Below are 24,294 nucleotides of genomic sequence, written 5' to 3'. Positions count from 1 at the left end.
CACTAAGCCTTGATTACTCTGATTCAGTGAGCTCTTCTAAAGGTGGTTGCACCAAGACGATGGCATCTGCTACTCGTTCCTCATTTCTCATGATTTCAATGTTAATCGTTACCAAATCTTTGTTAGTATCAATTTTGATAATTTCAAAATTGAAACTTAACAAGTCATTGCGAAAAATCTTTTCAATGAGGTTAAGATTGACATTCACCACATGACTACCAGGACCTGGTAGATGTTTGTTAATCGTTGAGGTGATGATGCCGAAAATCAGAGCAGTTGGTACCACTGGCTTGGTCAAACCAAGTTCCTTAATATAATCATACTGCGAATAAAGCGGATTGTCATCGTTCGTAAGACCGAGATAAAGTAAAATTTCTCGATTTTTAATCGTTTCGGACAGACTAAAGGTCTCGCCTTCCACTAGTTCATCAATCGTTTTACCTATTTTGATGTCTTGATTTTGCAATTTCATTAACTTAATTTTTCTTTCTTGAACAGTTTATGATGTTTCCATTTCATCTTCATCAACTGTGTCCATTCCTTAATGGCCACATAATCATCAACGAAAGTCACGACAAAACTTTCTTTATAACGTGGTGGTGCAATGGTTGCGCCCCACATATGTTTGATGATGATGTCTTTTTCTAATTTTGAAATCGTCGTCAATTTTTGGGCGTTTTGGTAGGCGATTCTTGGATGAACATAGGCATGACTGCCTTCGGCAAATTTCGTTTCCCGCCAGTCATAGTAAAAGAGGTCATGTAAAAGTCCTGCACGAGCCGTTGCTTTTTTGTTCCAACCAAATTTTTTGGAAATTTTGTAAGCGGTGTAGCTGACATTCAAAGAATGGAGCAAGCGCGTTGAAATGTAGTGATGTGTAAACTCATTTAATTTTTGAACTTCTGGTGTCTCTAAGAGCCCACCGACATAGGACATGTACTCAGCATCGTACAGCCAGGGAAAATCTTTTTTAGTCATAAAACAATTATACCACTATTTCTTAAAAGCAACTAAATTATTTCTTAATTCTTGGAAGATGTCATCATTTTCTTGTGCTGAATAGCTGTTAGCACCACTGGCCAGCGGATGACCACCACCTGCATGCTCTTTGGCAATGTCATTAATCGGGGCGACTTTTGAGCGCATTCTAACTCGAAAATGACCATCAGGCTGCTCAACAAAAATCGCCCAGGTTTGGATTTCTTTAATTTTTCCTGGTGCAGAGACAATGGCTGATGTTTCAGAATCTGAGATACCATGATTTTTCATCAGCTCTTGTGTGATAAAAATTCGCGCCACACCTTCAGGTGAAATTTCAAGATTTTCATAGACGTAGCCTTGGAGTCTAGCGATTTTCATATCAAAAGAATCCATTTCACGCATGAGGCCTGCTCTATCAAAGCTATGCTCTGCTAATTTTGCAGCAGTGTAAAGCGTTTTGGGTGTTGTCGCTGGATAAAGAAAACGTCCCGTATCGCCAACAATCCCTGCGTACAAGACTCTTGCTGCATCATCAGAAACCTGCAAGTCATTTTCAAAGGCAAAATTCGCAATGATTTCTGACGCTGAACTTGCTGTCGTATCAACGGCTAATAAATTTCCATAGGCATCATCATTAGGATGGTGATCGATCTTGATCAGAAAATCACCCGTCTGATACCGCGCATCATCAATACGAGGTGTATTCGCCGTATCTGTCACAATGACAAGTTTCCCTTTGAAAGTCTCATCAGTCAGCTGATCCATCTGGCCAATAAAGGCAAGCGTCGGCTCATCAAACCCAACTGCTGAGATTTTTTTATCTGGAAAATTCGTCCGTAAGATGTCCCGCAAACCCAATTGGCTCCCCAAGGCATCCGGATCTGGATTTTTATGGCGATGAATCACGATCTCGTCGTAGGCTTTGATTTTATCTAAAATGTCGTTCATAGAGGGTTATAATCCTTTTTCTAGTTAATTTGTAGGGTGACTAAAATCTTGCTGATGATCTGGTAATCCAGATAGACCTCAAAATCAATGGTCGCGCCAAGTCTTGACTCACTGATAATTTTCGGATAAACTTCCAGTTCGTCATCAATGGCAACGGCACCCATAAAATAAATGCTCATCGATTCGATAATAATATTTTTATTTTTCGTTTTGGTCATGACGCGATCGGTGATATTACTGATAATCTCAGCCATCATCCCATTGGCAATGTTACCAACATTATTCATCATGAATGGCTCTACTGTAAAGGTGTAATAGGATTGCACTTCTTTTACAGCACGTGCCACATCATCCGTCATCGTATGTGAAAATTGGCTTTGTTCAGAAGACTCCTGCATACTCCGAAGCATGTCTGACTTACTGATAATCCCTGCATAAGTACTGTCGCTATTGACCACAGGCATCATGTCATAGCCATCAAAAATCATCTTCTGACTGGTTGAAGCAACTGTCATGTCAAACTTAGCCAGTTTGGGATTGCGGGTCATGACTTTATCAATAGTTGTACTATTTTTCTTACCTGTGACATCTCGCATACTGACCACGCCAACAACTAACTTATGTTGGTTGATAACTGCAAATCTGGAACCATTGGTTTTCTTGACCAAATCTAAATAGTCTTTAACCGTCGAAATTTCATAAAGGGTCGGCGCTTGACTTTGATAGACATCTGCTACCGTCGTGATTTCTTTTTTGATCAGTTCATTAGAAAGCGCGCGGTTAATCCGACTAGCAACGGTAAAGGTATCAAAATCCGTCCGTAATACCGGTATCGCTTGCTCATTGGCATAGTCTAACACTTGTGGTTCAATATCAACACCACCTGTAATTAAGACAGCATTGCCTTCTTGTAGGGCTAGTAATTGGATGGATGTCCGGTCCCCTACGATCACTAAACCACCATGTGTCAAGTATTTTCGAATATTTTCTTTAGTCATGGCAGCGATAGCAAACTTGCTGAAGGCCTGGGTTAAACCGGCTTCTCCTGCCATGACTTCGGCACTGGCGATTTTAGCAATCTCGCCAAAGGTCAGGGTTTCAATCACGCGCTGTTCCTGAGTGGCAATCCGCGTTGTACCTGAACGGTCATTAATAGAAACGAGTCCACGCGCCTGTGCTTCCTTAATCGCGCGATAGGCTGTGCCATCAGAGACTTTGAGGCGGGTCGCAAGCCCACGAACACTGACCTTCTTGCCAATTTCCAAATCATCGATGTAGTCTAGTAATTCTTGGTGTTTACTCATGTTCTACCTGATTAACCTTTCTAAAGCGCTTGAAATTTCTCAAAATTTTGGTGTAAGGATTGAGTGCTTTATAGTTTTCTTGCAGGCTAAAGCCTGACTTTTCTGCGACCTTGCAGGATCCTATATTTTCTGAATCGACGACGATATCCAGATGACACAAACCAAACTCAGTCAAGCTAATCTCAGCTAAAGTTCGAACTGCTTCTGTCATAAACCCCTGTCCCCAATAGGTCTGGTTAAGCGTATACCCAATTTCTGCTGTTCTCGCTCTCTCATCTAGTTTCACAAATGTAATCGTGCCAATCATAGCAGACGTTGCCTTCAATTCCATGGCCCATTTGCCCAAGGGTTCTTTCATGAATAAAGCCGCAATTGTCGCACGTGTTTCTGCTAGATTATGATGCGCAGGAAAAACGTAAACCAAGTTTTCTGGTTTACTAGCATAGTCAAACATATCTTCTGCGTCCGTCATAGACAAAGGGCGCAAGATCAGCCGTGGCGTTTCAATAACACTGAAAGTTGCCAATTTCTCGTAGATATTCATGACTGTATTATAACATATTGACTTGAAAGTCGCATAGAAAAAAAGTATTTTACAATGAAAACGGTTTATTTATGGTAAAATGACAGTATGACGAATTTAGAAAATAGGCTTGATCGCGCCTCAAGCGGTGAATATCGACTAAATCCCGATGAACAAAAATTGTACCTGAACACTTTTCGTGAGCGTATTTTTCTTGCCATCACTTTTGATGATGCTAAGACACCTCAAGTAAAAACAGCTTTTGAACGTATTTTGAGCCATTTTGACATGGCAGAACAGCCAATTTTTGTCAAAATTTGTGGTGATTTACCAGATGACTTGACTGGTTATTATCTGAAATTAGCCACTGACCATCATTTTGAGGGCCAGATTTTAACTGAAGCTGCTTCTGATCAGTATGGACTGGTCATTCATACAGATCATGCCATCAATCAGGATAAGATTGAATTAACCGATGTTTTTCCTGATCTCATTTTAGACGAAACACCCGCTCCTCCTCCTCAGAAAAAAGGCTTTTTCTCTAAACTGTTTGGTTAAACTGCCGCAAAAGCTTATAGTTTTAATAAACTACAGAAGAGCCAGATGCTTTTCTGTAGTTTTATTTTTTAGATTATTAAAGCGCTGTGCCCTGTTTCGGGACGTATAAATCGGTCATATCAACACCTTCCAGGGTCAATAGCTTGATTTTATTGGGCAACCCACCAGCATAGCCAGTCAGACTGCCATCACTTCCGACGACACGGTGGCAAGGGATAATGATCGAAATCGGATTATGACCGACAGCGCCACCCACAGCTTGACTAGACATGGTTGATCTGCCCATGTCTAATGCCATTTTTTCAGCAATCTGGCCATAGGTCACGACTTGACCGTAGGGGATTTCTTCTAAAATTTTCCAGACGGCTTGCCTAAATTCGCTGCCAATTGGGGCTAAAGGCAGGTCTGCTATGGCTGGTGCTTCACCTGCGAAATACTGATCTAACCATTGTTTAGCAAGCTCAAATACAGGTAGACGATCATTTTCTACCCATTCTTCAAATAGCGTTTCTCCGTGATATTTTTGACCTTCCAACCACAGACCGATGACATTTTGACCATCACTCGCTAGCGTAATCATGCCAATTGGTGAGGCATACTTTGTTATCTCATAAATAAAAATCACACACTTTCTTATAATGTTTATGTTGAAGCAGATGATACTGTAGTTGCCGCAGCAAGCATTGCAATCATAGCAGTTTGTTGAGCAATCATAATAGACGTAATACTTGTCGAAAGTGCTGCCCTCGTCATTCATCCTTGAACTTATCTGCAAAATCATTCACAACCATTGATGCTGCAAGCATCAACAATTCTTGTTGCGAAACAGAAAATGAACCGAAATCTTTTTGATTTCTCAAAAATGCCTGTGCCCTATCAATCTCAGGAATAAGGCTATTGCTATCAACAGGTAACAAGGCAAGAATACCTAAAATTGGCAAGGTATAAGCCTTGTCCAACTTAATTTTTTCTGAACGGAAGGCGTCACGCAAAACTAATACACGATCAACACCCGCATCATCTGATTCACCAAGTACTAGTACTTGCGCCAAAGTCTGTACACTATTTTTCGTCCAGAATTCATTTTTCAAAAAATCATAAATTTTTTCAATGCGCGCCGTACTTGCTGTAACATCCAGATTGCCCAAGCCCAACATCGTCGCAAAGATATAATCGTCTGCACCTGTATAGAAAAAATGTTTGGCTTTCATGTCATCATAGAAAGCTCGTGTCCGTTGTATCACACGCGCATAATCCGATTTCTGGGACTGCGAAGCGACTTGAAATGCTGCAACGATAAGAAAATCAGATGCCCGAAATCTTTCAGCCTTGAGAAAATCATAAACTATCAACGTTTCTCTAAAAACTGCCTGAGGATCTTCAGTCAAAGACAGCAAGGTCGCAATATACAAACCCATATCGCCTCGAAAAGTAGAAAAAATCCCCGTGTTTTGCTTCATCATATCCTGACAAACTTTAATCGCATCGCAATCAATTTGCTTGCCTTCTTGCGCATACGTAAGCGCTACCAATCTTTTGGTTAGTGCATTTTGAAAGACAAATTTTTTTTGATAACTTGTGCATTTTCTACAAATAGTGCTAATTTATCCATAACATTTTCTCCTACCCTTGAATTTCTCTAGTACAAATCGCATCATCTTCATTAATAATTTTATTTTACTATATTTTTAGATAATTGTATACCTTTTAGAAAGGTAACATAAACTTCACAGATAGCGAAACAGCCAGAGTATTCAAATTTAAGCCCATCAAAAAAGGCACATAGGAACCCTACTTAGGGCTGCTTGCTTCCGCATCTGACCCACTTCATAGAATTACTATTGCCTCACTTATAAGTATATCATAAAATTTATTTTTTGCGGCGATTTTTGAAAAATTTTTGCATCATTTGTGCACATTCTGCTTCCAAAATGCCTGATTCGACATGGAGGCGGTGATTGAGCCGCGGATCCTCTAAGATTTGGTAAAGGGACACAGCCCCTCCAAATTTAGGGTTAGTTGCACCAAAATAGACCTGTGGCAATCGCGCAAGTGAAATCGCCCCCGAACACATGACGCAGGGTTCTATCGTCACAAATAGTGCGCAATCAATCAAGCGCCAATTGCCCACAACGTCATTGGCCAAGTCGATGGCACAGATTTCAGCATGATGTGTAGCTTTCTGATGTAGCTCACGCGCATTATAGGAACGCGCAATAATTTCACCATCCTTGACGATGACAGCACCAATCGGTACTTCTTCATGATCTGCCGCTTTTTGTGCTTCAAGCAAGGCTTGACCCATAAAGTATGCTTTTTCTTCTTCTGTAAAGGTTATCAAAATGTATTAAAATCCCATGTCTTATGTGGCGTAGCAAGGTCAGTTGGCACACCTTGTGCTTCATCAGCTGCTTCTTGACGCAATTGCTCCAAATCACCAAACTGCGGTAAATGCGTGAGGACTAATTGCTTGACCTTTGCTTCTCGCGCGATACGCCCAGCCTCTAGGCTTGAAAGATGATTAGGCATGTTTGACTTGTCTGAGAAAAAGTACACATCCGCTAATAACATATCCGCATCTTTTGAAAAGTCAACTAGACCATTGAACCAGCCGGTATCGCCAGTAAAAACTAGGGTCTGACCTGTTTTACGTTCAGTGATTCGCATGGCGTAACAAATGATCGGGTGTACTGTTTTTGTAAAGGTGATATCGAAAGGTCCGATCTTCTGCACGCCATTGACATCATAAGCAATCCCTTCAGAAACACCGTCAAGTGTGAGGTTTTGAAATTCATGAGTATCTTCGTTATGACCATAGATTTTGAGGATAGCACTGTCCCAATCTGGATCTGTTTTCGGCCAAAGCTGGCGATATTGGCGCAAGACACCGAGATCGGCGATATGATCTTGATGGTAGTGACTCACAATGACTGCGTCGATGCAGAGAGGTGACACCTCGTGTTCTAACTCCGTCACAGCGCGACTGCCGGCATCAATCATGAGATTAAAACCTGAATTACTGGTCAATAAATAAGCGGTGGTACCCGCATCTTTGTAGGGATATCCTCCCCAAACTCCCAAAGCTGTTAATTTCATATAACTCCTTCCATGTGTCTTATGTAGAGCATTTATCTATTTTTATTTTAACACAAAAGATTTAAGTTTACTTTAAGGAGGATGCTCTATACTAGAAACATTCCTAAAAAATTTTTTCATAAGTAACTCCTGAAAACCACCGCCTACTGGATATAGACGGTGGTTTTTTTGGATTGTTTAGGTTTAATAGTAAATTTTATCAGTTAAATTGAGAACTGTTGGAAATAAGCTCTGATAACTCACTAGTACTTTTGATTAGATTGCCTTTAGATGGTATCGTCACTGAAACTTTTTCATTAGAATAAGTGACATTATAAGACAATTTCCCACCAAGGCCATAACCTTGTACTTCTTTTCCAGTAAACTTAAGGACAACATTTGATGTTTTATTTTTGCTATCTACCGTGATGGTCAAGGCTTTAATCACTTCTGGCAATGTTTTTTCAAAATCTTTATCTTTTAACAGATCATCAAATGATTCTCTTGATTTTTTAGGCAACTCAGACAGATAAGCTTTGACAAATTTAGCAAGTTGATCACCAGATAAAGTCATGGTAATAGCTGATCCTTCTTTACTAAAATCTGTTTTATCCAAAGAATTATAAGCCTTATCCAGTGCCTTTTTAGAAGCTTCAGCATCTAAGGAAGAGACTGCCTCTGTCTCTTGTCCGTTTTCTTCAGAAATAGCATTGAGATCAAGATACTTCCCTTTAATCTTTGTCATATCTAATCCTTTACTAGACAGATCATCACCAGAAGACTGAAGATAAATATCAAGTATTGGTTTTAAGGTTTCAAGTTTGAGATAGGCATTGGTATCCTTGGTCACAATTTCTAGAGGTATCTCTTGCCCCGCAAGAGATATATCCATGTTAACCTGAGCATTTTTGCCATCAGTCAGCGATTTGCCAGATAACTTGATACTTGATAAATAACCATTAATGATAGGTGCATAAGCTTCCGCATCACCACTAGCAATGACTTTTAAATCATCTGTTTTAAAATTAAATTTTTGCGTAGAAGATTTCGCTAATATCGCGCTATCTTTAATAAATTTTTCCTTGTCATTCGTCCCACATGCTGTCAATACAACTGCACTGACTACTAAAGCCACGACTGTTCCTAGTTTCTTAAACTTCATTTTTTTCTTCCTCCAATTTTTTCATTCCCCTATACTCAATGTAACATATCTATTATAACATGAATTCTTTATTTTTCATTACTAATTATCATTTTATTTTCAAATAATTAGAGTTTTTCTGAATTTATTATACTTTCTAAGAATATAAAAACACCTCTGCTTAATTATTTAGCAGAAGTGCTTATCTTTCATGTTTAAAAAAACTTTGTACAATGTCAACACTTGCCATGGCGTCTTTAGCATAATAATCAGCACCAACAAATTCACGGTATTCTTCATTAAGTACTGCACCACCAACCATAAAAACAGTGTCCGGTGCAACAGCTTTAATTGCCGCAATCGTTTTTTTCATATTTTGAACCGTTGTTGTCATCAAAGCTGATAGTCCGACCAGTTGAATCTTCTGTGTGACAACCGTCTCCACTACCGTCTCAATCGGTACATCTTTTCCGAGGTCAATAACATCGTAGCCGTAATTTTCTAGAATCATCTTAACGATATTTTTACCAATGTCATGAATGTCACCTTCGACTGTTGCCAATAGCAATTGACCTAGAGATTCTGATTTTTGACCTGACTTAGCAAGTGCTTCCTTCAAAACTTCTTGCGCTTGTTGGGTGGCTTCAGCAGACTGCATCAACTGTGGTAAAAATAGCTCACCTTTTTCAAACTGAGCGCCTACTACATCTAAGGCAGGAATGAAATAAGTATTGACAATCTCAAGGGGTGTCAACGCCTCAAGTAATTTTCTAGTTTCATCAGCTGTCAACTCTTTGCGTCCTTTGATAATCATCCCTTTCAAATCTAGGGTGTCCTCAGACTTTGCTTGCTCACCACTACCATTGGACGATGTCACTGTGAACGTCTCGTTTTGAGTTTTAGCAATGTAGTCTTCTGAGTTAGTATCTTGGCCGGTAAAGACCTTGAGGGAGCGAACAACGCGCATCATCTCATCTGATAAAGGATTCATAATCGGTGCGTCAAGTCCTGCACCAAAGGCTTGTGCCAAAAATGTACTATTTAATAGCGCACGATTGGGGAGGCCAAAAGAAATATTGGATAAACCGACAACTGTTTTGCAGCCTAAACGTTCTTTGACTAGGCGGATGGTATCTAATGTAACGGGTACCTGATCTTGTTGCGCAGAAGCTGTCAAGACCAGCGGATCAATCATCACACGATCCGGTGTAATTCCATATTTACCAGCTTCATGTACGATTTTTTCGGCGATTTGATAGCGCTTCTCAGCCGTTTCAGGAATCCCTGCTTCATCCAGACATAAGCCTAGAATGACACCGCCATATTTAGCCACAATTGGCAAAATTTTAGCCATGCTAGCAGGTTTGCCATTGACCGAATTAATCAAGGGAATCCCATTATAATGACGTGCGCCTGCTTCTAAAGCAGCCACTTCTGATGAATCAATCTGCAAAGGTAAGTCAAGTAAAGCCTGCAGTTCTGTAATCGTTTTGACCATCATCTGGGCTTCATCAATCTCAGGTAAACCGACATTAACATCCAAAATATCTGCACCAGCATCTCGCTGAGCAACGGCCTCCTGAATAATATAATTAATATTATTTTGACGTAACGCTTCTTTCAAACGAGGTTTGCCCGTCGGATTAATTCGCTCACCAATCAAACTCAGGCCCTGACCAATTTCAAGCGTCTTCAGGCCTGAGGTAATAAAAGTGCCAGATTTTGGCTCTGCATAAACTTTTTCAGTTTTATCAATGCAAGCACGCAATTGGCGGATAAATTCTGGTGTTGTGCCACAGCAACCACCAACGACTGCCACACCCTTAGCCAACAGTTCTTGTGTATAAGACACATAAGCTTCAGGCGTAATTTTATAGACCGTCTCACCATTTTCCATCTGCGGTAGACCAGCATTGGCCTGGACCATGACAGGGATTTGGGCATATTCTAAAATCGTCTCAACAATCGGCGCTAACTCTTTTGGGCCAAGTGAGCAGTTAACACCTAGCGCATCAACACCTAAATTTTGCAAAGTCAAGGTCGCAGTTTGCGGGTCAACACCAACAAAAGTTCGCCCATCTTCCTGATAAGTCAGGGTGACAAAGACAGGTAGCTTGGTATTTTCTTTGACAGCTAAAATTGCAATCTTAGCTTCTAATAAATCCGCTACCGTCTCAATGATAACCAGATCAGCACCAGATGCCTCCGCAATGACCGCCTGTTGGGCAAACATCTCATAAGCCACATCAAATGATAAGGTTCCCATTGGCTGTAACAACTGTCCCGTTGGTCCCATATCATAGGCGACGTATTTAGGTTCAGCATTTTTAGCCAACTTGATGGCTACCCGAATCGTCTCCGCCACCTCATCAGCAGTCATTTTCGTCGTATTAGCCTGAAACGTATTAGTTGTGATGACATCTGCGCCAGCCGATACATAATCTCGATGAATTGCTTCTACGATCTCTGGATGGGTCAGATTAAAGTGCTCAGGAATTCCTCCGATTGGCAAACCTCTCTCTTGAAGCTGCGTCCCCATCGCTCCATCAAAAAGCAAAATTTGCGTCTTTAAAGCCGTTAATATCGTCATCTCATATCTTCCTTTATTTGAACTTCAAGCTAACTTCTTGTCAACGCCTAAGTGATAAATCACTAAGGCACGTTGCCTTTAGCTTTTTTTTCGTATACTGCTAAAGCGGCAACTACAATGACATAGGAAAATAAATGATTTCCTACAGAAGTTTCCGACTGCATCGCATCGCTTTCAACATCTTGTTTTTAAGATATTTTTGAAAATGGTCATTAGGATTGGGAAAAAGAGTGCCGTTGACACGGCATGTGCAAGGTCAAACGTCAAGCCACTGATCCAAAAAGGCCAGAAGGGGCTACCGAATAGCTGAGCAGAAAAAATCGAGATAAGAAAACCATACAGCATGGTCAAAATAAAAATCAAGAGTGTTCTCAAAATAATCGATTTTAACCATCTAAAGATCATAGCCCCAAGGCTTAATATCAAGACATAGCTGATGATTTGTCCCAAGATGATCACCGAAAAACCCATCAAGAAGCCCGTCACGATCATAGTCAAAGTACTCACGATAATGGCGTCTGCTAAACCATAGGCTAAAATTAATACAAAAAACAGGGCCGTAATCGGCTTGACGTTTGGAAATGCGCCAAAAGCAATCCGAAGTACACAGGCGAGCGCGGTTAAAATCGCTAGTCTCGTTAGTCTTGTCGTAATCATGGTGTAACACCCATCACATTAAAGTTACCCGTTTTCACCATATTAATCGTCAGATTTTTAGACGGCTTGCGTCTAGGTCGAGCCACTTTATCATCCTCAAATAACCCGAGAATCGCTGTAATAGATTTTCTGGGAATCATCAGATAATTTTCCGTCAAGGTCAGACCAAGTAGCCGATCAGCGCCTAAGGTTTTTAAAAATTGAGGTTGAATCTCTAGGGACAAATCGCCATACCCTGGAGAAAATCTACGATTCAGCACACAATCCGGAAATTGTGCATCAATATCTACTTCTGCTAAATCACAGATTTTTTCAATGTAATCCACACAAGCCGAATCTAGCACAAAAGCTTTTGTCATCTCTGAAAATTCATAGCATCTAACTTGTCGTTCAACTTCGATACCTAGGGTGGCAGCAAGTAAAACGATTTGTTTAGCGTATTTCAAATGGCTATAAAGTTGTTTGGACTTGAGTACCAGATCGGTATTGGTGAGGTGGATGGCTTGATTAGCCTCGTCCAGTGTGAAATCATAAGCTTGATATAGGTAACGAGCATTTGACACTTCTTGAACCTCTAGCATCATCTCATCTACTAGTGTCGAGATAGCCGACGTCAGTACTTGTTTGCGTCTATAGCCAAGATAGCGCAGAACTTCTGATTTTTCTAAGGGTAGATATTGCATAGTCTCTCCATTATTCTCTTAGATTTATGATAGCATAGTTTTAAGTAGTCGACTTATACTTAAACATTACGTCAGGCTATAAGCTATACTTATAGCCAAGCTAACAAAAAAACTTCTCAGATACCAAGAAGTTTTAAGGTTTATCATTTAGTGATCCCAGCAGGATTCGAACCTGCGACCGTTCGCTTAGAAGGCGAATGCTCTATCCAGCTGAGCTATGAGACCAAACACAACTACTAAATTTTACCAAAATTCAGCAGTTTAGTCAACTTTTTAATAAATCGGGTTACCATAGACATCATATTGTGTTTCAGATGTCACAGCTGTTTCTGAAGTGCTCTCTTGAGACGCTTTTTCTGCAGAAGCTTCTTCACCATCAGTGAGCAAGGTTTTTTCGGTTGATTTACCATTTACCGTTGTCGTCACAGTTGGCAAGGTCGCTGCTGGTGCATAGCCACCATAATAATTTTCAAAAGTAATGATATTTGGAGATAAACTTTTCTCAATTGGCTTACCAAGCGAGAGACGCAAGGCATTTTGAACGCTCAGTAGATTATTAGCTGGCATGACCTGATAGGAAATACCATTAATCATCTCACCAAGACCTTGAAGTTTAATTGAACGCATTTTTTGGAATGCGTCTTTATAACCCAATAAGCTTTTCAAAGAATTACCATTCACAGCAAAGTCTGTTTTCATATTACCTGAAATTGCCGTCAAAATTTTCTCATATTTGGTAATTGAATCCAAACTTAAGATTTTACTCACAATTTGTGTGATAACTTCACGTTGGCGTGCTTGGCGGCCAATATCCCCTTCAGGATCTTGATGGCGCATCCGAGCGTAAACCAAGGCTTGGTCACCATTGATATGCTGCTTACCAGGTTCAACTGTCGCGGTATAATCAGGTTCTGTTTCTTCAATCGAAATCGTTTCCCCTAACTTATTATCCACTTCAATACCACCAACAGCATCAACGAGATCTTTCAACCCGTTCATGTTAATCAAGGCATATTTGTCAATATCTAAACCAATTTGTTGCTGAATCGTTGAGACTGCAGATACAGCGCCACCATTGGCGTAGGCGGCATTTAACTTGGCAGTCTCAACAACATCACCGTCTTTATCGATGATACTCGTCAACATATCACGCTCCAAGGATACCATGGTCGTCGTATTGGTCTGAGGATTGATTGTCATCACAATCATTGTATCCGACTGACCTGACCATAAATCTGAACGCGCACTGTCACCTGTATCAACACCCATCAGTAAGATGGTCAAGGGATTAGTCGCCTTGATGATATCGTCCGATTTTTTACTAGAACTCAAGCCTAAATCAGAAAAAGTGGTTTTAAAAGCACTTTCTGTTCGGTTCAAGACAACAGTGGCATAAGCAAAAATGAGGCCTGCAAACACTAAAATTGTCGCTAAAAAGCCGAGTAGCACCTTCTTCCAAAGTCGCATCTTAGGCTTACCATTTTTCTTTAGCTTCCTGTTTTTAGTATTTTTAGAGCCGTGTCTAGCTTCATAATTTATTCTTTGACTTCTTTTCATTACTCCATTTTACCAGAAAAACTGGATTCAAACCTGAATTGGTATAAAATGTTACAAACTTGTAATCTTAATCAAAAAATATTACCATTTCTAATACGTCAATAAGGGTTCCTGATTCATCTCTTGCGCCGAATTTTCGAGTGGATTCAATCTCAAAACCATGTTTTTGGTAAAGATGAATAGCTCTCTCATTGCGTTTCTGAACTTGGAGTTCCAAGCGTTTGATTACACCAATCTCCTGGATGAAGTCTAACATATCCGTCATCAGAATGTGACCGATACCATAGCCTTGAAAGGCTTGACTGACAGTGATAAATAAATCACCGATATGTCGAATACGTTCATGAAAATCAGCTGTCAAACTAATGACACCCGCAATTTGATCGTCTACTAAAGCTAATAGGTAAGCATTATTATCTTTTTCAGAAATTTGCGCTAGATAATCAGACATTTGTTCTTCTGTCATCAAGATCCCTACTTCATCAAGCGTTAAAAAATGGGATTCTTTACCCACTTGATTTAAAAAATTGATTAATTTTTGAGCATCTTGTGGTTCTGCTTCTCTTACAATAATTTCAGTCATATGCCTCCTTTGGCAAATAGCTAAGCTCTAATCTAGATAGGTGTCATAACGATGACCATGGGCAACTAATGTTACCTCTCGTTCATCAACTAGGTAATCAAATACAATCTCCAAATACTCACTCGGCAAATCTTGTGCTAATAGATTTCCCCACTCGATTACAGTGACACCATTGCCAAATAAATAATCGTCTAAATCGATCGAGTCCGGATCATCTCCGATGCGATAAACATCCATATGATAGAGAGGCAAGCGACCTTCATATTCCCGAACAATGGTATAGGTCGGACTTTTAATCATCTGATGAATATCCAATCCGAGACCGAGACCTTTTGTAAAGGTCGTTTTGCCTGCACCTAATTCGCCTGTCAAGACGATAATATCGCCTGCTTGTAATTTTTTGCCTAATCTTTTAGCAAAATCCAACATTTGTTTTTCATTCAATTTCATAGTTTTATTATAACATACTGCGTCCCTTGATAGATACTGATGCGGACTCATTCTGTGTAAAATTAAAGTCTGTTGTTAATAGACAATGACGACTTTTCCAATCATGTGATTACTTGCGACATCACGATAAGCGGCTTCTAAGGTTTCCGCTGAAAAGCCCTTGTAGTTTTTTGTAAGGGTAGTTTTAAGCTTGCCCGATTCAATCAGGTCTGTTAACTTGGCCAAGGCTTGACCTTGTTCTGCCATCCGAATGTCAAAATTGCCTTTGGCAAACATGAACTCCCAAGCAAATTGTGCACCAATATTTTTAAGAGGCCCCATGTCAAGCAGCCCTTCTGTCTCAACAATACTTGCAATGCGACCAAAGGGTGCAATATAGCGTGTTGCAAGGTTCCAATATTTATCCGTCGAATGGAGGAGAACAATGTAAGGAAGCTGATCAATGCCAAATTCTTTGAGTTGCATCCCTAAATCCTCATGGTGATTGAGCACGATATCTGCACCTAGACTTTTAACCCACTCTACACTTTCTGGACGAGAAGCTGTTGTGATGACTTGCAAGCCTATGAATTTAGCCAGCTGAATTAAGATAGAACCAACACCTCCAGCACCATTGACAATCAAGATCGTTTTTCCAGTTGCAACCCCTTCACTGATAGCAAGACCGAGCGCATCTGTTAAAATTTCATAGGCAGTTATTCCCGTCAAAGGTAGCGCTGCACTTTCTGAAAGCGTTAAATTCGCAGGAGCTTTTGCAATTAATCGGCTATCTACTGCTTGGTAAACTTGATTTGTCCCTGACCGAAGTTGTTGGCCTGCATAGTAAACGCGATCACCAGGTTCAAAACCTAAAACGTCATCGCCAACTGCCATCACTTCACCAACGCCATCAAATCCAAGTACAGTGAAGTCGTGTCCTTGATAAGCTTCTGCCATTTTAACATCTACCGGGTTAACAGCACCAGCTAATACCTTGACGATGACATCTAACTGACTGGTCAACTCTGGCATAGCAAGCTCTTTCTCCTCAAAAAGTGTGCCGCTCTCACCGAAATCAACCGCTTTTGAAAAGCCAATTCCTTTATTCTTCATACTAGTTTCTTCTTTCATAAATATTTTTATAAATTCATTATAGCACTTGAGCTCAAACATATTAACATTTTAAATCGCTGTCAACTTTTTGTACCTTCTCTTATGTCATGATTAACGCCCTTAAAATATAAAAGCCTAGGTATCAAAAAACAGCCTTTCGACTGTTTTTTATAATTGGTTAATTTCACGAATACTTTCGACCATCAGGCCCAAGCCTGCTAAGACAATGAGACCTTGTAAAATGGTGGTTTTATTTTGGACAATGAGTGAGATCACGATTGTCACAGCTAAAACTGTCCCAATGATGGCTACAAAAAGATTCAAGCTTTTCTTGATTTCATCAGAAGCCAGAAAGAGATAACACAAGACAAAGAGCCCTAATGCGACTAAATAAAACATCTTATCCCCACCCTTATTTGAATTTTTAGCTAACTATTGCTTAACCTTTTTTCTTTTTGTTGGCTTTTTCGCGCTCTGCTTTGTTCAAGATTTGTTTACGCAAACGAATTGATTCTGGTGTGATTTCGAGATATTCGTCATCAGCCATGAATTCGATTGATTCTTCCAAAGTGAGGATACGTGGTGTTTTGATGACGTTAGTTTGGTCTTTATTGGCAGAACGAACGTTGGTCATTTGTTTTGCTTTTGTAACATTAACTGTCAAGTCATTTTCACGAGAATGTTCACCGATGATCATACCTTCGTATACTTCAGTTCCTGGATTAACAAAGATTGTACCACGTTCTTCAACACCCATAATCGCGTAAGTCGTTGTTTTACCAGTGTCGATAGAGACAAGAGCACCACGGCTACGACCACCGATTTGTTCATGAATCATTGGCATGTATTGGTCAAAGGTGTGGTTCATGATACCGTAACCACGTGTCATTGACAAGAATTCAGTAGAGAATCCGATCAAACCACGAGCTGGTACAAGGAAGATCAAACGAACTTGACCATTACCAGTGTTGACCATATCAAGCATGTTTCCTTTACGTTCTGAGAGTGCTTGGATGATTGAACCTTGATATTCTTCAGGTGTGTCGATTTGTACGCGTTCAAATGGTTCTGAGCGAACACCATCAATTTCGCGTTCGATAACTTCTGGACGTGACACTTGGAGCTCATAGCCTTCACGACGCATTGTTTCGATTAAGATAGACAAATGCAATTCGCCACGACCAGAAACGATCCAACGGTCAGGTGAGTCAGTTGGGTCAATACGAAGTGAGACGTCTGTTTGCAATTCTGATTGCAAACGTTCTTCAACTTTACGTGATGTTACCCATTTACCTTCGCGACCAGCGAAAGGTGAGTTATTGACGAGGAAAGTCATTTGCAAAGTAGGTTCGTCAATATGAAGGATTGGCAATGGATCGATGTGGTCAGATGGTGTCACAGTTTCACCAACAAAGATGTCATCCATACCAGATACTGCAATTAAATCTCCAGCTTTTGCTTCTTGGATTTCAACACGGTCAAGACCGAAGAAACCAAAGAGTTTTGTCACACGGAAGTTTTGTTTCGTGCCATCTAGTTTTGAAAGTGTAACACTGTCACCAACTTTAATCGTCCCACGGAAAACACGTCCGATACCGATACGACCAACGAAGTCATTGTAATCAAGCAATGATACTTGGAATTGCAACGGCTCATCAGAGTTATCAACTGGTGCAGGAATATGGTCGATGATTGTTTCGAACAACGGTTCCATTGTGTGTTCTTGTGTTTCAAGATCATCTGAAAGACTTGATGTTCCGTTGATTGCTGATGCGTAGACAACAGGGAATTCCAATTGTTCTTCGTCAGCACCAAGTTCAATCAAAAGTTCCAAGACTTCATCGACAACTTCTTCAGGACGTGCTGAAGGTTTGTCGATTTTATTAACAACCACGATAGGTGTCAAACCTTGGTCCAAGGCTTTTTTCAACACAAAACGTGTTTGAGGCATTGTACCTTCGTAGGCATCGACAACAAGCACAACACCGTCAACCATTTTCATGATACGTTCAACTTCGCCACCGAAGTCCGCGTGACCCGGTGTGTCCAAGATATTGATGTGCTTATCTTTATATTTAACAGCTGTATTTTTAGCAAGAATGGTAATACCACGTTCTTTTTCAAGATCGTTTGAGTCCATGGCACGGTCATCAAGATGTGCGCGTGCGCTCAAGGTATCTGATTGTTTCAAAAGTTCATCCACAAGTGTTGTTTTACCATGGTCAACGTGGGCGATGATTGCGACGTTACGAATGTCTTCGCGTAATTTAGTCAAGATTTATACCTCATAATTTGAGATCACTTCTAAAAATCCTATTGCGACTTTCATACCCTGCCACTTGAACATTTTTTAGAGATGATCTTTATTCTATTTCAACTTTATAAGTATAACATATTTTTTGCAAAATGCAACAGGAATGCCTACATTAAGCGTTTTCAGTCGATATTCTCTTGACTTAATTTCAAAAGCCCTTTATAATGAAATAATGAATAGAAAAAACTATAAAAAGTATTCTGGGACTGTTGATAGCTCTCTTTATTGTCTAGGTCGTCGTTATCTTAATTGTTATTTTTGCCAAACCATTCGACAAAAATAACATCCGCTAGTCAATATCTTATGGCCGGTGCTGAACAATCCTGTAGTTTTGGTAAAATTCTAATCAAAAATAGTAACGTGCTGAAACATGATACTATTATGAATCAACTTGCTAATTTCAATCTAACAAACCTTGTCCTCATGGCCGGTGGTTACTCTTCCCAAATGGGATTGAGTGGTCAAACCATTGTACCAAGTCAGGACAATCGCCAAGTAGGAGACTTTATTGTCCTAAAATAAATGATGAAAAATACTAAACAATCTAAACGTAGCGCTTCTAAGAACTCATCAAAGGATCAAAAGAAGAAAAAAGCACCTTTAATCATTACCATGATTATTTTACTCTTGGTAGGATCAAGCATCGCTTATGTCCTCCTCAAACCTAAGCAAACTTCTTCTTCAGCGCTCAAACCAATTAAAACGACAGCACCTGATGCGATTATTCCACCAACTTCCGTCTCAATCGCACCTGCACCTGAGGTTGAAGATACAGGTGAAGCTGGTTGGGTTCAAGTCAAATCCAAAACAAAACTTGAAAAATTTACTGATTTATCTGTGCCTGGCGTCACCATTTACCGCGCCAATAATCCGAAAGTTTTGAAAACAGCTGCTGCACAGATTCCGGGAACTGTCATGATGTCGGATATCGTGGCAAAGTATCCTGACTCACTTATTATGAACACCTCTGGTTTTGATATGAACACCGGTCAAATTGTTGGCTTCCAAATTAACAACGGTCAACTGTTTTCAAACTGGTCAAATACAGCATATGGCAGTGCATCTTTTGTCATCAATAAAAATGGTTCCGCTAACGGTTACGATCTCACAACACCTGCAACTGAGATCCTTGAAAAAGGTGGTGAACAAAGTTATGGCTTTGGTAGCATTCTCATTAAAGATGGTGTTGTCTTACCAAATGATGGTTCTGTCAACTGGATGATCCATTCCCACATTGGTAATGATGCAGATAATAACATCTACCTCATTATTTCAGATACCAGTGTTGGTTATGATGGTACGATGGCAGCAGTAGCCAATCTCAATCTCAAAAATCTTGTTGTACTTGATGGTGGCGGTTCCTCACAAATGTCTCTGAATGGTCAAACTATCTTTGCTAGTCAAGACGGTCGTCCAGTAGCTGACTTTATCGTACTACGATAAGTAAACTGATGTAAACTCATGATTTCAAAATCACATAAAAACGCCCAATTACAATTGTGAAATTGGGCGTTTTTGTTATCTATAATGTTGCGTTAAAACTTATTCGTTCAATGCGGCTTCAATTCTATCATGTACCTTATTAATGAGGTCTTCTGACAGAATTTTTTGCACTTTACCATCAATCGTCGTCTCAATTGGTTTAAGATTTTCCTTTGTAATATTACCTAATACACCATTATAATTGACGCCAAGAGCTTTAATGTTACCAAAAACAAAGTCTGTTTTGATATTATCACCAAATGCCGTCACAAATTTTTTATATTTAAGAAGTGTATTGGCAGATTTCATCTTAGGAATAATCGCAATCAGGACTGATTGTTCACGGTCAATCAGGCTTGATTCAGCCTTAGCTGGATCGTCATTAGGACCCGAAACTTTGGTTAGAAAGGCCTTGACTTCATCCTCTTTCTTCAGATTCAGGGTACCAGGCTTAAATTCATAACCACTTGATATAAAATTCGTATCATTTTGCACATCAACGCCACCGACAGCCTCAACAAAATCGCCTAGACCACGCATATCAAAAGTCATATAACGAGGAATTTCAACACCTAAAAGTGTCTGCAAGGCATCTACTTCACCTGCTGTACCTTTTGTCCCATAAAGTTCTTTCAAGGTCGTCGCTTCAGATTGTAAATAAATATTGCGATTTAGGCTAACAACTGTCGTCTTATTTTGCTTGGGATTAACTGTTAAGACTAAAATATCATTAGCTGTTTTCCCATTAACGCCTAAAAACAGGAAGCTAAATGGTGACTTTGATTTGAGACTTGGCAATTTGGCAGATGTTTTCCGGTCAATAGGCTGGTAAGATTTTTCTGATGCTTTTTTAACATCCAGATATCCTTTACCACCAATAGCACCGCCAATCAAGGCAATCAACAAGACAATTAAACCAAATATTTTGAGCCCACGATGTTTTTTCTTATTTTTAGTTTTTACTTTTTTTTCAGGTATGCGCTCGGCACGTCGTCGTCTTGTTTCCATGAGGGATCAAGCTCCTTTTTTTATTTTACCGTGCCAACCCTTCATCCCAGTTTTCAGGATAACAATGTTGGTATAGCCAGCTTTTTTGAGCTTGAGCGCTGCACGAACTGCAAACACTGGCTTAGCATCTTCATATAAAAGAACTGCTTTATCTTTACGAATGGCTGAGATACTTTGGTCAAATTGTGAGAACGGCAAATTTCTAGCACCCAAAATATGGACAATACGGTAAGCCGATGATTCTCGTAAATCAATCAGCTGTGCACCATTAAGCTGTTCAGCAAAAGTAGCATTATCTACAATTTTAGCGACAGATTTAATTCTGAATTTATTAACAATTGGATAGCCAAACAGGCCAATAACAATTAGAAGTAGTAAAATATTAACGTATAACAACATGTTAGACAGCCTCAGTTTCAGTAAATTTCAATGCTAGGCTGGCTGCGCCAATAATCCCAGCATCATTGCCTAGTTTAGCAATTTTTATTTTAGTCGAATTTCGAACTTGTGGGAAGGTATAAAGATTGAAGTATTTTTCAATCCGTGAGCGCAAGAATTCTCCTGCTGCAGAAACACCTCCACCAATGACAATAGAGTCTGGATTCAGAGTGTTACCTAAATTTCCAGAAGCCAAGCCGAGATATTGACTGACTTGCTCCACAACTGAATTGGCAAATTTATCATCTGCTTCAGCTGCTATAAAGATATCTTTTGATGTCACAGCATCGCCATTGTCAATCGCCGCTTTAATCGTTGATTCACCTTCGTATTCCTCAGCGAGTTTACGGGCAACACGGACAACACCTGTTGCTGAAGCGACAGTTTCTAAACATCCTGATTTACCACATGTACAAGCAAAAGCATTGGCACTCGTATCAACCGTCACATGACCAATTTCTCCACCAGCACCAGCAACACCGTGAATCAAGTTGCCTGCAGCGATGATGCCCCCACCAACGCCAGTACCAAGTGTCATAAAGATGACATCAGGATTATTTTCTCCTGCACCAACCCAACGTTCACCAAGTGCTGCCACATTTGCATCATTATCTATGGCAAATGGTAGACCAACACCAGATTCAATGGCTGCCCCTACTTCTTGCAAGGTTTCCCAACCTAAATTATAAGCACCAATGACCGTATTTTTGACGATATCAACAGATCCTGGAGAGCCCATACCAATCCCTAGAAAATCAGCTTTATCGAGTTTATAGAGTTCTAGTCGATGGTTGATGGATGCGATGATATCAGGCACGATATGTTGACCGTTACCGATGATATTTGTTTCAATTGCCCATTTATCCTGAACTTCACCAGCTACTGTCAAGATTCCAAATTTAATCGTAGTCCCGCCAAGGTCAATCCCGATAATTTTTTTCGTCATAAGTCTTCTTCTCACTTTCAAGTCTGTGTTCTCGCCGTAGAATTAAGTCTGCGGTAAAATAATCGTTTTGATCCGGAATCAAGCCAGCATCGTATAAGGTTTTCAGCTCTTGTGCCATGAAAAAAATAGCATCAAGTCGATTGCTAAAAAGATTAATATAACCATGCTTTTTCAAAAATTCCTGAACATCATATAAAGTTTTCATCCTTTCACATTTTATCATATTTTGAAAACATTTTCAAACATGAATTGATTGATTGACAGCGCTTTTGTAAAACTATTTGTTTTATGATAGATTACAAAAAACTCGCTTAATAGCGAGCTTCTTTATCTTTATTTTTTATCAGATACCTGGTGCTAAACCAAGTTCAGATTCTAACATCCAAATCGTTTTTTCAATGTCACCCTTGGCATCAGCAAAGAGACCGTTCGTCACATCATCATCTTCTTCATCTGTCGCATGGACACCATCTTGGAAGAGGTTTGATAGATATTTGTAAGCTTTAACAACTTCTGTCAAACGTTCTTCTGTCGTCTTATCCCAAGTAGCTGTTTCAAGTTCGATATTTGACAATTCATCAAATTCTTTCAAAGTTGAAACTGGCGAACCACCGATGGTAATCAGACGTTCTGATAAGACATCTAAATGATCATTTAATCCTGCCATCAATTCATCCATTTTAGGATGCAATTTCATGAAACCAGGACCACGTAAGTACCAATGTACTTGATGTACCAAAGCTGCTGCTTTTGATAAATCTGCAACGGATTGATTCAAAACTGCTTTTGTTTTTTCTCTTGACATTTTCTCTCCTCCTTCAGGACTAATAAGCTATTTTTCCTAAGAAACAACTGCTTACAAGTCATCTTGCTAAGTTGATGAAACCAGGAACATTTGCTTAGGGTATCTCTAACATCAGTTGATAAAGATTACCCCAACACTTTCATTATAGAAGAAAACAACTATTTTATCAAACATTTAAGTCCTTTTTTCGTATAAGTAAATATAACTATTTTTTTTATTTTTACAGTTGGTACAGTTTGGGGCTCATTCTTTGGTTTGGTCATAGATCGCTTTCCAGACACTTCTATCATCAGGCCTAGATCTCATTGTGGACAATGTGGACAAACACTGATTTGGCGTGACCTAATCCCTATCGTGTCACAGTTCATCAGTCAAACAAAATGTCGCTATTGCGGTGTCAAGTTGACGCATTGGTATAGTATATTAGAATGGTTTTGTGGTTGTCTTTTTGTCATCGGATGGTTAGAAAAAGTTGATCTTACTTTTTGTTTGATTTGCCTTGCCTCTTTTTTAATGGTGGGCTTTGATCTTAAAAATCACGCCTTTCCGTTGTGGATCTGGACTATCTCTTTTCTACTCCTCAGCTTCACCAGTCCTTACAAGTCTCCCATTTTTTTTTGTATCCTACTAGCAATTTTGACAGAATTTTCATCCCTCAAGATAGGTAGTGGTGACTGGCTTTATTTAGCTTTAGTTTCTTTTTCTGCAGACTTTTTCCAATTAACCCTTTGTCTATTTCTCGCAAGTCTTGGCGGACTTCTTTATTATGCTTTAAAAATCAAACAAAAAAAGGCAGAAATTCCTTTTCTACCTTTTCTATTTATCGGCTACCTCTGCAGCATACGCATGATGACCATATTTTCTATTCTTGATTAGGTTTCACATTTGATTTTAAGTGACTTTCGCCTGGTAAAATAGTGACAAATCTTGAGATACATTTTGAAGGTTCAAGTTTTTTTTGAGCGCACTAAAGTATGATGACTCTGTCTACGCGACAGAATTTGATTGCCACGTAGACGTGCATCTTCTTTGTTATCTTGAATGACAACAACAGCACACAAAAGCCCAATGACAATAAGGGCAATTTCGATAAGATAGACAATCTTATTCTCAATTACTTTTTTCATATTGTGACCCACCCTATTGGCTAATATTGTAT

At 39.7% G+C, this 24,294-nt stretch carries 29 protein-coding genes, 1 tRNA gene and 1 other RNA gene; 4 read left to right on the top strand and 27 right to left on the bottom strand.

The window, feature by feature from the left end:
* Positions 1-13 precede the first annotated feature (13 nt).
* From LRA01S_RS01290 to LRA01S_RS01270, 5 genes are read right to left on the bottom strand one after another with little or no spacing between them, the layout of a single operon-like run.
* Positions 14-472, bottom strand: a complete 459-nt coding sequence (locus LRA01S_RS01290) for a hotdog family protein (RefSeq protein WP_061773844.1) — start codon at positions 470-472, stop codon at positions 14-16.
* On the bottom strand, positions 472-978 hold the full coding sequence (locus LRA01S_RS01285) for an HD domain-containing protein (protein ID WP_061773843.1): 507 nt from the start codon (positions 976-978) through the stop codon (positions 472-474). Before LRA01S_RS01285 ends, LRA01S_RS01290 begins: the two co-directional genes overlap by 1 nt.
* A gap of 15 nt (positions 979-993) precedes the next feature.
* Positions 994-1,929 carry a DHH family phosphoesterase gene (locus LRA01S_RS01280; protein ID WP_061773842.1) on the bottom strand — a complete coding sequence of 312 codons (936 nt, stop codon included), beginning with the start codon at positions 1,927-1,929 and terminating at the stop codon, positions 994-996.
* A gap of 20 nt (positions 1,930-1,949) precedes the next feature.
* On the bottom strand, positions 1,950-3,233 hold the full coding sequence (locus tag LRA01S_RS01275; protein WP_061773841.1) for a DRTGG domain-containing protein: 1,284 nt from the start codon (positions 3,231-3,233) through the stop codon (positions 1,950-1,952).
* Entirely contained in the window at positions 3,226-3,777 is a 552-nt protein-coding gene (locus LRA01S_RS01270; RefSeq protein ID WP_061773840.1) for a GNAT family N-acetyltransferase, read from the bottom strand. Before LRA01S_RS01270 ends, LRA01S_RS01275 begins: the two co-directional genes overlap by 8 nt.
* Before the next feature lie 87 nt (positions 3,778-3,864).
* On the opposite strand from LRA01S_RS01270, the gene LRA01S_RS01265 reads away from it, so the two are divergent.
* Positions 3,865-4,314 carry a DUF1694 domain-containing protein gene (locus LRA01S_RS01265; protein WP_061773839.1) on the top strand — a complete coding sequence of 150 codons (450 nt, stop codon included), beginning with the start codon at positions 3,865-3,867 and terminating at the stop codon, positions 4,312-4,314.
* A 76-nt stretch (positions 4,315-4,390) separates the two neighbouring features.
* Here LRA01S_RS01265 and LRA01S_RS01260 read toward each other — a convergent pair whose 3' ends face one another.
* The 16 genes from LRA01S_RS01260 to typA form a co-directional block, all read right to left on the bottom strand.
* A complete protein-coding gene (locus LRA01S_RS01260) occupies positions 4,391-4,930 on the bottom strand; it encodes a methylated-DNA--[protein]-cysteine S-methyltransferase (protein ID WP_061773942.1) in 540 nt (179 codons plus the stop codon).
* Positions 4,931-5,063: 133 nt separating this feature from the next.
* On the bottom strand, positions 5,064-5,909 hold the full coding sequence (locus LRA01S_RS01255) for a DUF4003 family protein (RefSeq protein WP_255211710.1): 846 nt from the start codon (positions 5,907-5,909) through the stop codon (positions 5,064-5,066).
* A 165-nt stretch (positions 5,910-6,074) separates the two neighbouring features.
* An RNA gene (ffs, locus tag LRA01S_RS01250) (signal recognition particle sRNA small type) lies at positions 6,075-6,173 on the bottom strand.
* 11 nt (positions 6,174-6,184) lie between these two features.
* Positions 6,185-6,652: a tRNA adenosine(34) deaminase TadA gene (gene tadA, locus LRA01S_RS01245; protein WP_061773941.1), complete on the bottom strand. Its 468-nt coding sequence runs from the start codon at positions 6,650-6,652 to the stop codon at positions 6,185-6,187.
* Positions 6,652-7,410, bottom strand: a complete 759-nt coding sequence (locus LRA01S_RS01240; RefSeq protein WP_061773837.1) for an MBL fold metallo-hydrolase — start codon at positions 7,408-7,410, stop codon at positions 6,652-6,654. Before LRA01S_RS01240 ends, tadA begins: the two co-directional genes overlap by 1 nt.
* Before the next feature lie 199 nt (positions 7,411-7,609).
* A complete protein-coding gene (locus tag LRA01S_RS01235) occupies positions 7,610-8,551 on the bottom strand; it encodes a hypothetical protein (protein ID WP_061773836.1) in 942 nt (313 codons plus the stop codon).
* A 181-nt stretch (positions 8,552-8,732) separates the two neighbouring features.
* The gene (locus tag LRA01S_RS01230) at positions 8,733-11,120 is read right to left on the bottom strand and encodes a homocysteine S-methyltransferase family protein (protein ID WP_061773835.1); all 2,388 of its coding nucleotides are present in this window, start codon (positions 11,118-11,120) and stop codon (positions 8,733-8,735) included.
* A 174-nt stretch (positions 11,121-11,294) separates the two neighbouring features.
* A complete protein-coding gene (locus tag LRA01S_RS01225; RefSeq protein WP_061773834.1) occupies positions 11,295-11,777 on the bottom strand; it encodes a hypothetical protein in 483 nt (160 codons plus the stop codon).
* Positions 11,774-12,460 (bottom strand): methionine synthase, encoded by a 687-nt coding sequence (locus tag LRA01S_RS01220; RefSeq protein WP_061773833.1) that lies wholly within the window; start codon positions 12,458-12,460, stop codon positions 11,774-11,776. The genes LRA01S_RS01225 and LRA01S_RS01220 overlap by 4 nt, the downstream gene beginning before the upstream one ends.
* A 151-nt stretch (positions 12,461-12,611) precedes the next feature.
* Positions 12,612-12,685: transfer RNA gene (locus LRA01S_RS01215), tRNA-Arg, on the bottom strand.
* A 48-nt stretch (positions 12,686-12,733) separates the two neighbouring features.
* Positions 12,734-14,017 carry an LCP family protein gene (locus tag LRA01S_RS01210; protein ID WP_061773832.1) on the bottom strand — a complete coding sequence of 428 codons (1,284 nt, stop codon included), beginning with the start codon at positions 14,015-14,017 and terminating at the stop codon, positions 12,734-12,736.
* Positions 14,018-14,084: 67 nt separating this feature from the next.
* On the bottom strand, positions 14,085-14,600 hold the full coding sequence (locus LRA01S_RS01205; protein ID WP_061773831.1) for a GNAT family N-acetyltransferase: 516 nt from the start codon (positions 14,598-14,600) through the stop codon (positions 14,085-14,087).
* 27 nt (positions 14,601-14,627) lie between these two features.
* Entirely contained in the window at positions 14,628-15,050 is a 423-nt protein-coding gene (gene tsaE, locus LRA01S_RS01200) for a tRNA (adenosine(37)-N6)-threonylcarbamoyltransferase complex ATPase subunit type 1 TsaE (protein WP_061773830.1), read from the bottom strand.
* Positions 15,051-15,125: 75 nt separating this feature from the next.
* Positions 15,126-16,142, bottom strand: coding sequence for a zinc-binding alcohol dehydrogenase family protein (locus LRA01S_RS01195; protein ID WP_239519148.1), 1,017 nt, complete (start codon positions 16,140-16,142; stop codon positions 15,126-15,128).
* Between the two features lie 168 nt (positions 16,143-16,310).
* Positions 16,311-16,541, bottom strand: a complete 231-nt coding sequence (locus LRA01S_RS01190; protein ID WP_061773829.1) for a DUF3165 family protein — start codon at positions 16,539-16,541, stop codon at positions 16,311-16,313.
* A gap of 40 nt (positions 16,542-16,581) precedes the next feature.
* Positions 16,582-18,417, bottom strand: a complete 1,836-nt coding sequence (gene typA / locus LRA01S_RS01185) for a translational GTPase TypA (protein ID WP_061773828.1) — start codon at positions 18,415-18,417, stop codon at positions 16,582-16,584.
* A 342-nt stretch (positions 18,418-18,759) separates the two neighbouring features.
* Here typA and LRA01S_RS01180 point away from each other — a divergent pair, with 342 nt between their 5' ends.
* Both LRA01S_RS01180 and LRA01S_RS01175 read left to right on the top strand, forming a co-directional pair.
* Positions 18,760-18,978, top strand: a complete 219-nt coding sequence (locus LRA01S_RS01180) for a hypothetical protein (RefSeq protein WP_061773827.1) — start codon at positions 18,760-18,762, stop codon at positions 18,976-18,978.
* A gap of 3 nt (positions 18,979-18,981) precedes the next feature.
* The gene (locus tag LRA01S_RS01175) at positions 18,982-19,899 is read left to right on the top strand and encodes a phosphodiester glycosidase family protein (RefSeq protein ID WP_061773939.1); all 918 of its coding nucleotides are present in this window, start codon (positions 18,982-18,984) and stop codon (positions 19,897-19,899) included.
* 99 nt (positions 19,900-19,998) lie between these two features.
* Here the strand turns inward: LRA01S_RS01175 and LRA01S_RS01170 are convergent, their stop codons facing one another.
* The 5 genes from LRA01S_RS01170 to LRA01S_RS01150 form a co-directional block, all read right to left on the bottom strand.
* Positions 19,999-20,946 carry an LCP family protein gene (locus tag LRA01S_RS01170; RefSeq protein WP_061773826.1) on the bottom strand — a complete coding sequence of 316 codons (948 nt, stop codon included), beginning with the start codon at positions 20,944-20,946 and terminating at the stop codon, positions 19,999-20,001.
* Between the two features lie 6 nt (positions 20,947-20,952).
* A complete protein-coding gene (locus LRA01S_RS01165; protein ID WP_061773825.1) occupies positions 20,953-21,345 on the bottom strand; it encodes a rhodanese-like domain-containing protein in 393 nt (130 codons plus the stop codon).
* Between the two features lies 1 nt (position 21,346).
* Positions 21,347-22,330 (bottom strand): ROK family glucokinase, encoded by a 984-nt coding sequence (locus LRA01S_RS01160; RefSeq protein ID WP_061773824.1) that lies wholly within the window; start codon positions 22,328-22,330, stop codon positions 21,347-21,349.
* Positions 22,305-22,535, bottom strand: a complete 231-nt coding sequence (locus LRA01S_RS01155; RefSeq protein WP_003138303.1) for a YqgQ family protein — start codon at positions 22,533-22,535, stop codon at positions 22,305-22,307. The genes LRA01S_RS01160 and LRA01S_RS01155 overlap by 26 nt, the downstream gene beginning before the upstream one ends.
* A 138-nt stretch (positions 22,536-22,673) precedes the next feature.
* Positions 22,674-23,135: a Dps family protein gene (locus LRA01S_RS01150; protein ID WP_061773823.1), complete on the bottom strand. Its 462-nt coding sequence runs from the start codon at positions 23,133-23,135 to the stop codon at positions 22,674-22,676.
* 201 nt (positions 23,136-23,336) lie between these two features.
* Here LRA01S_RS01150 and LRA01S_RS10720 point away from each other — a divergent pair, with 201 nt between their 5' ends.
* Positions 23,337-24,011 (top strand): prepilin peptidase, encoded by a 675-nt coding sequence (locus tag LRA01S_RS10720; protein ID WP_082785341.1) that lies wholly within the window; start codon positions 23,337-23,339, stop codon positions 24,009-24,011.
* Between the two features lie 71 nt (positions 24,012-24,082).
* Here LRA01S_RS10720 and LRA01S_RS01140 read toward each other — a convergent pair whose 3' ends face one another.
* Positions 24,083-24,262, bottom strand: a complete 180-nt coding sequence (locus tag LRA01S_RS01140) for a hypothetical protein (RefSeq protein WP_061773821.1) — start codon at positions 24,260-24,262, stop codon at positions 24,083-24,085.
* Between the last annotated feature and the right edge of the window lie 32 nt (positions 24,263-24,294).

The sequence above is a fragment of the Pseudolactococcus raffinolactis NBRC 100932 genome (assembly GCF_001591765.1).
In the GTDB taxonomy this organism is placed as follows: Bacteria; Bacillota; Bacilli; order Lactobacillales; family Streptococcaceae; genus Pseudolactococcus; species Pseudolactococcus raffinolactis.
The sequence above is the reverse complement of the archived record's forward strand: the minus strand, read 5'-3'. Positions and strand labels throughout refer to the sequence as shown.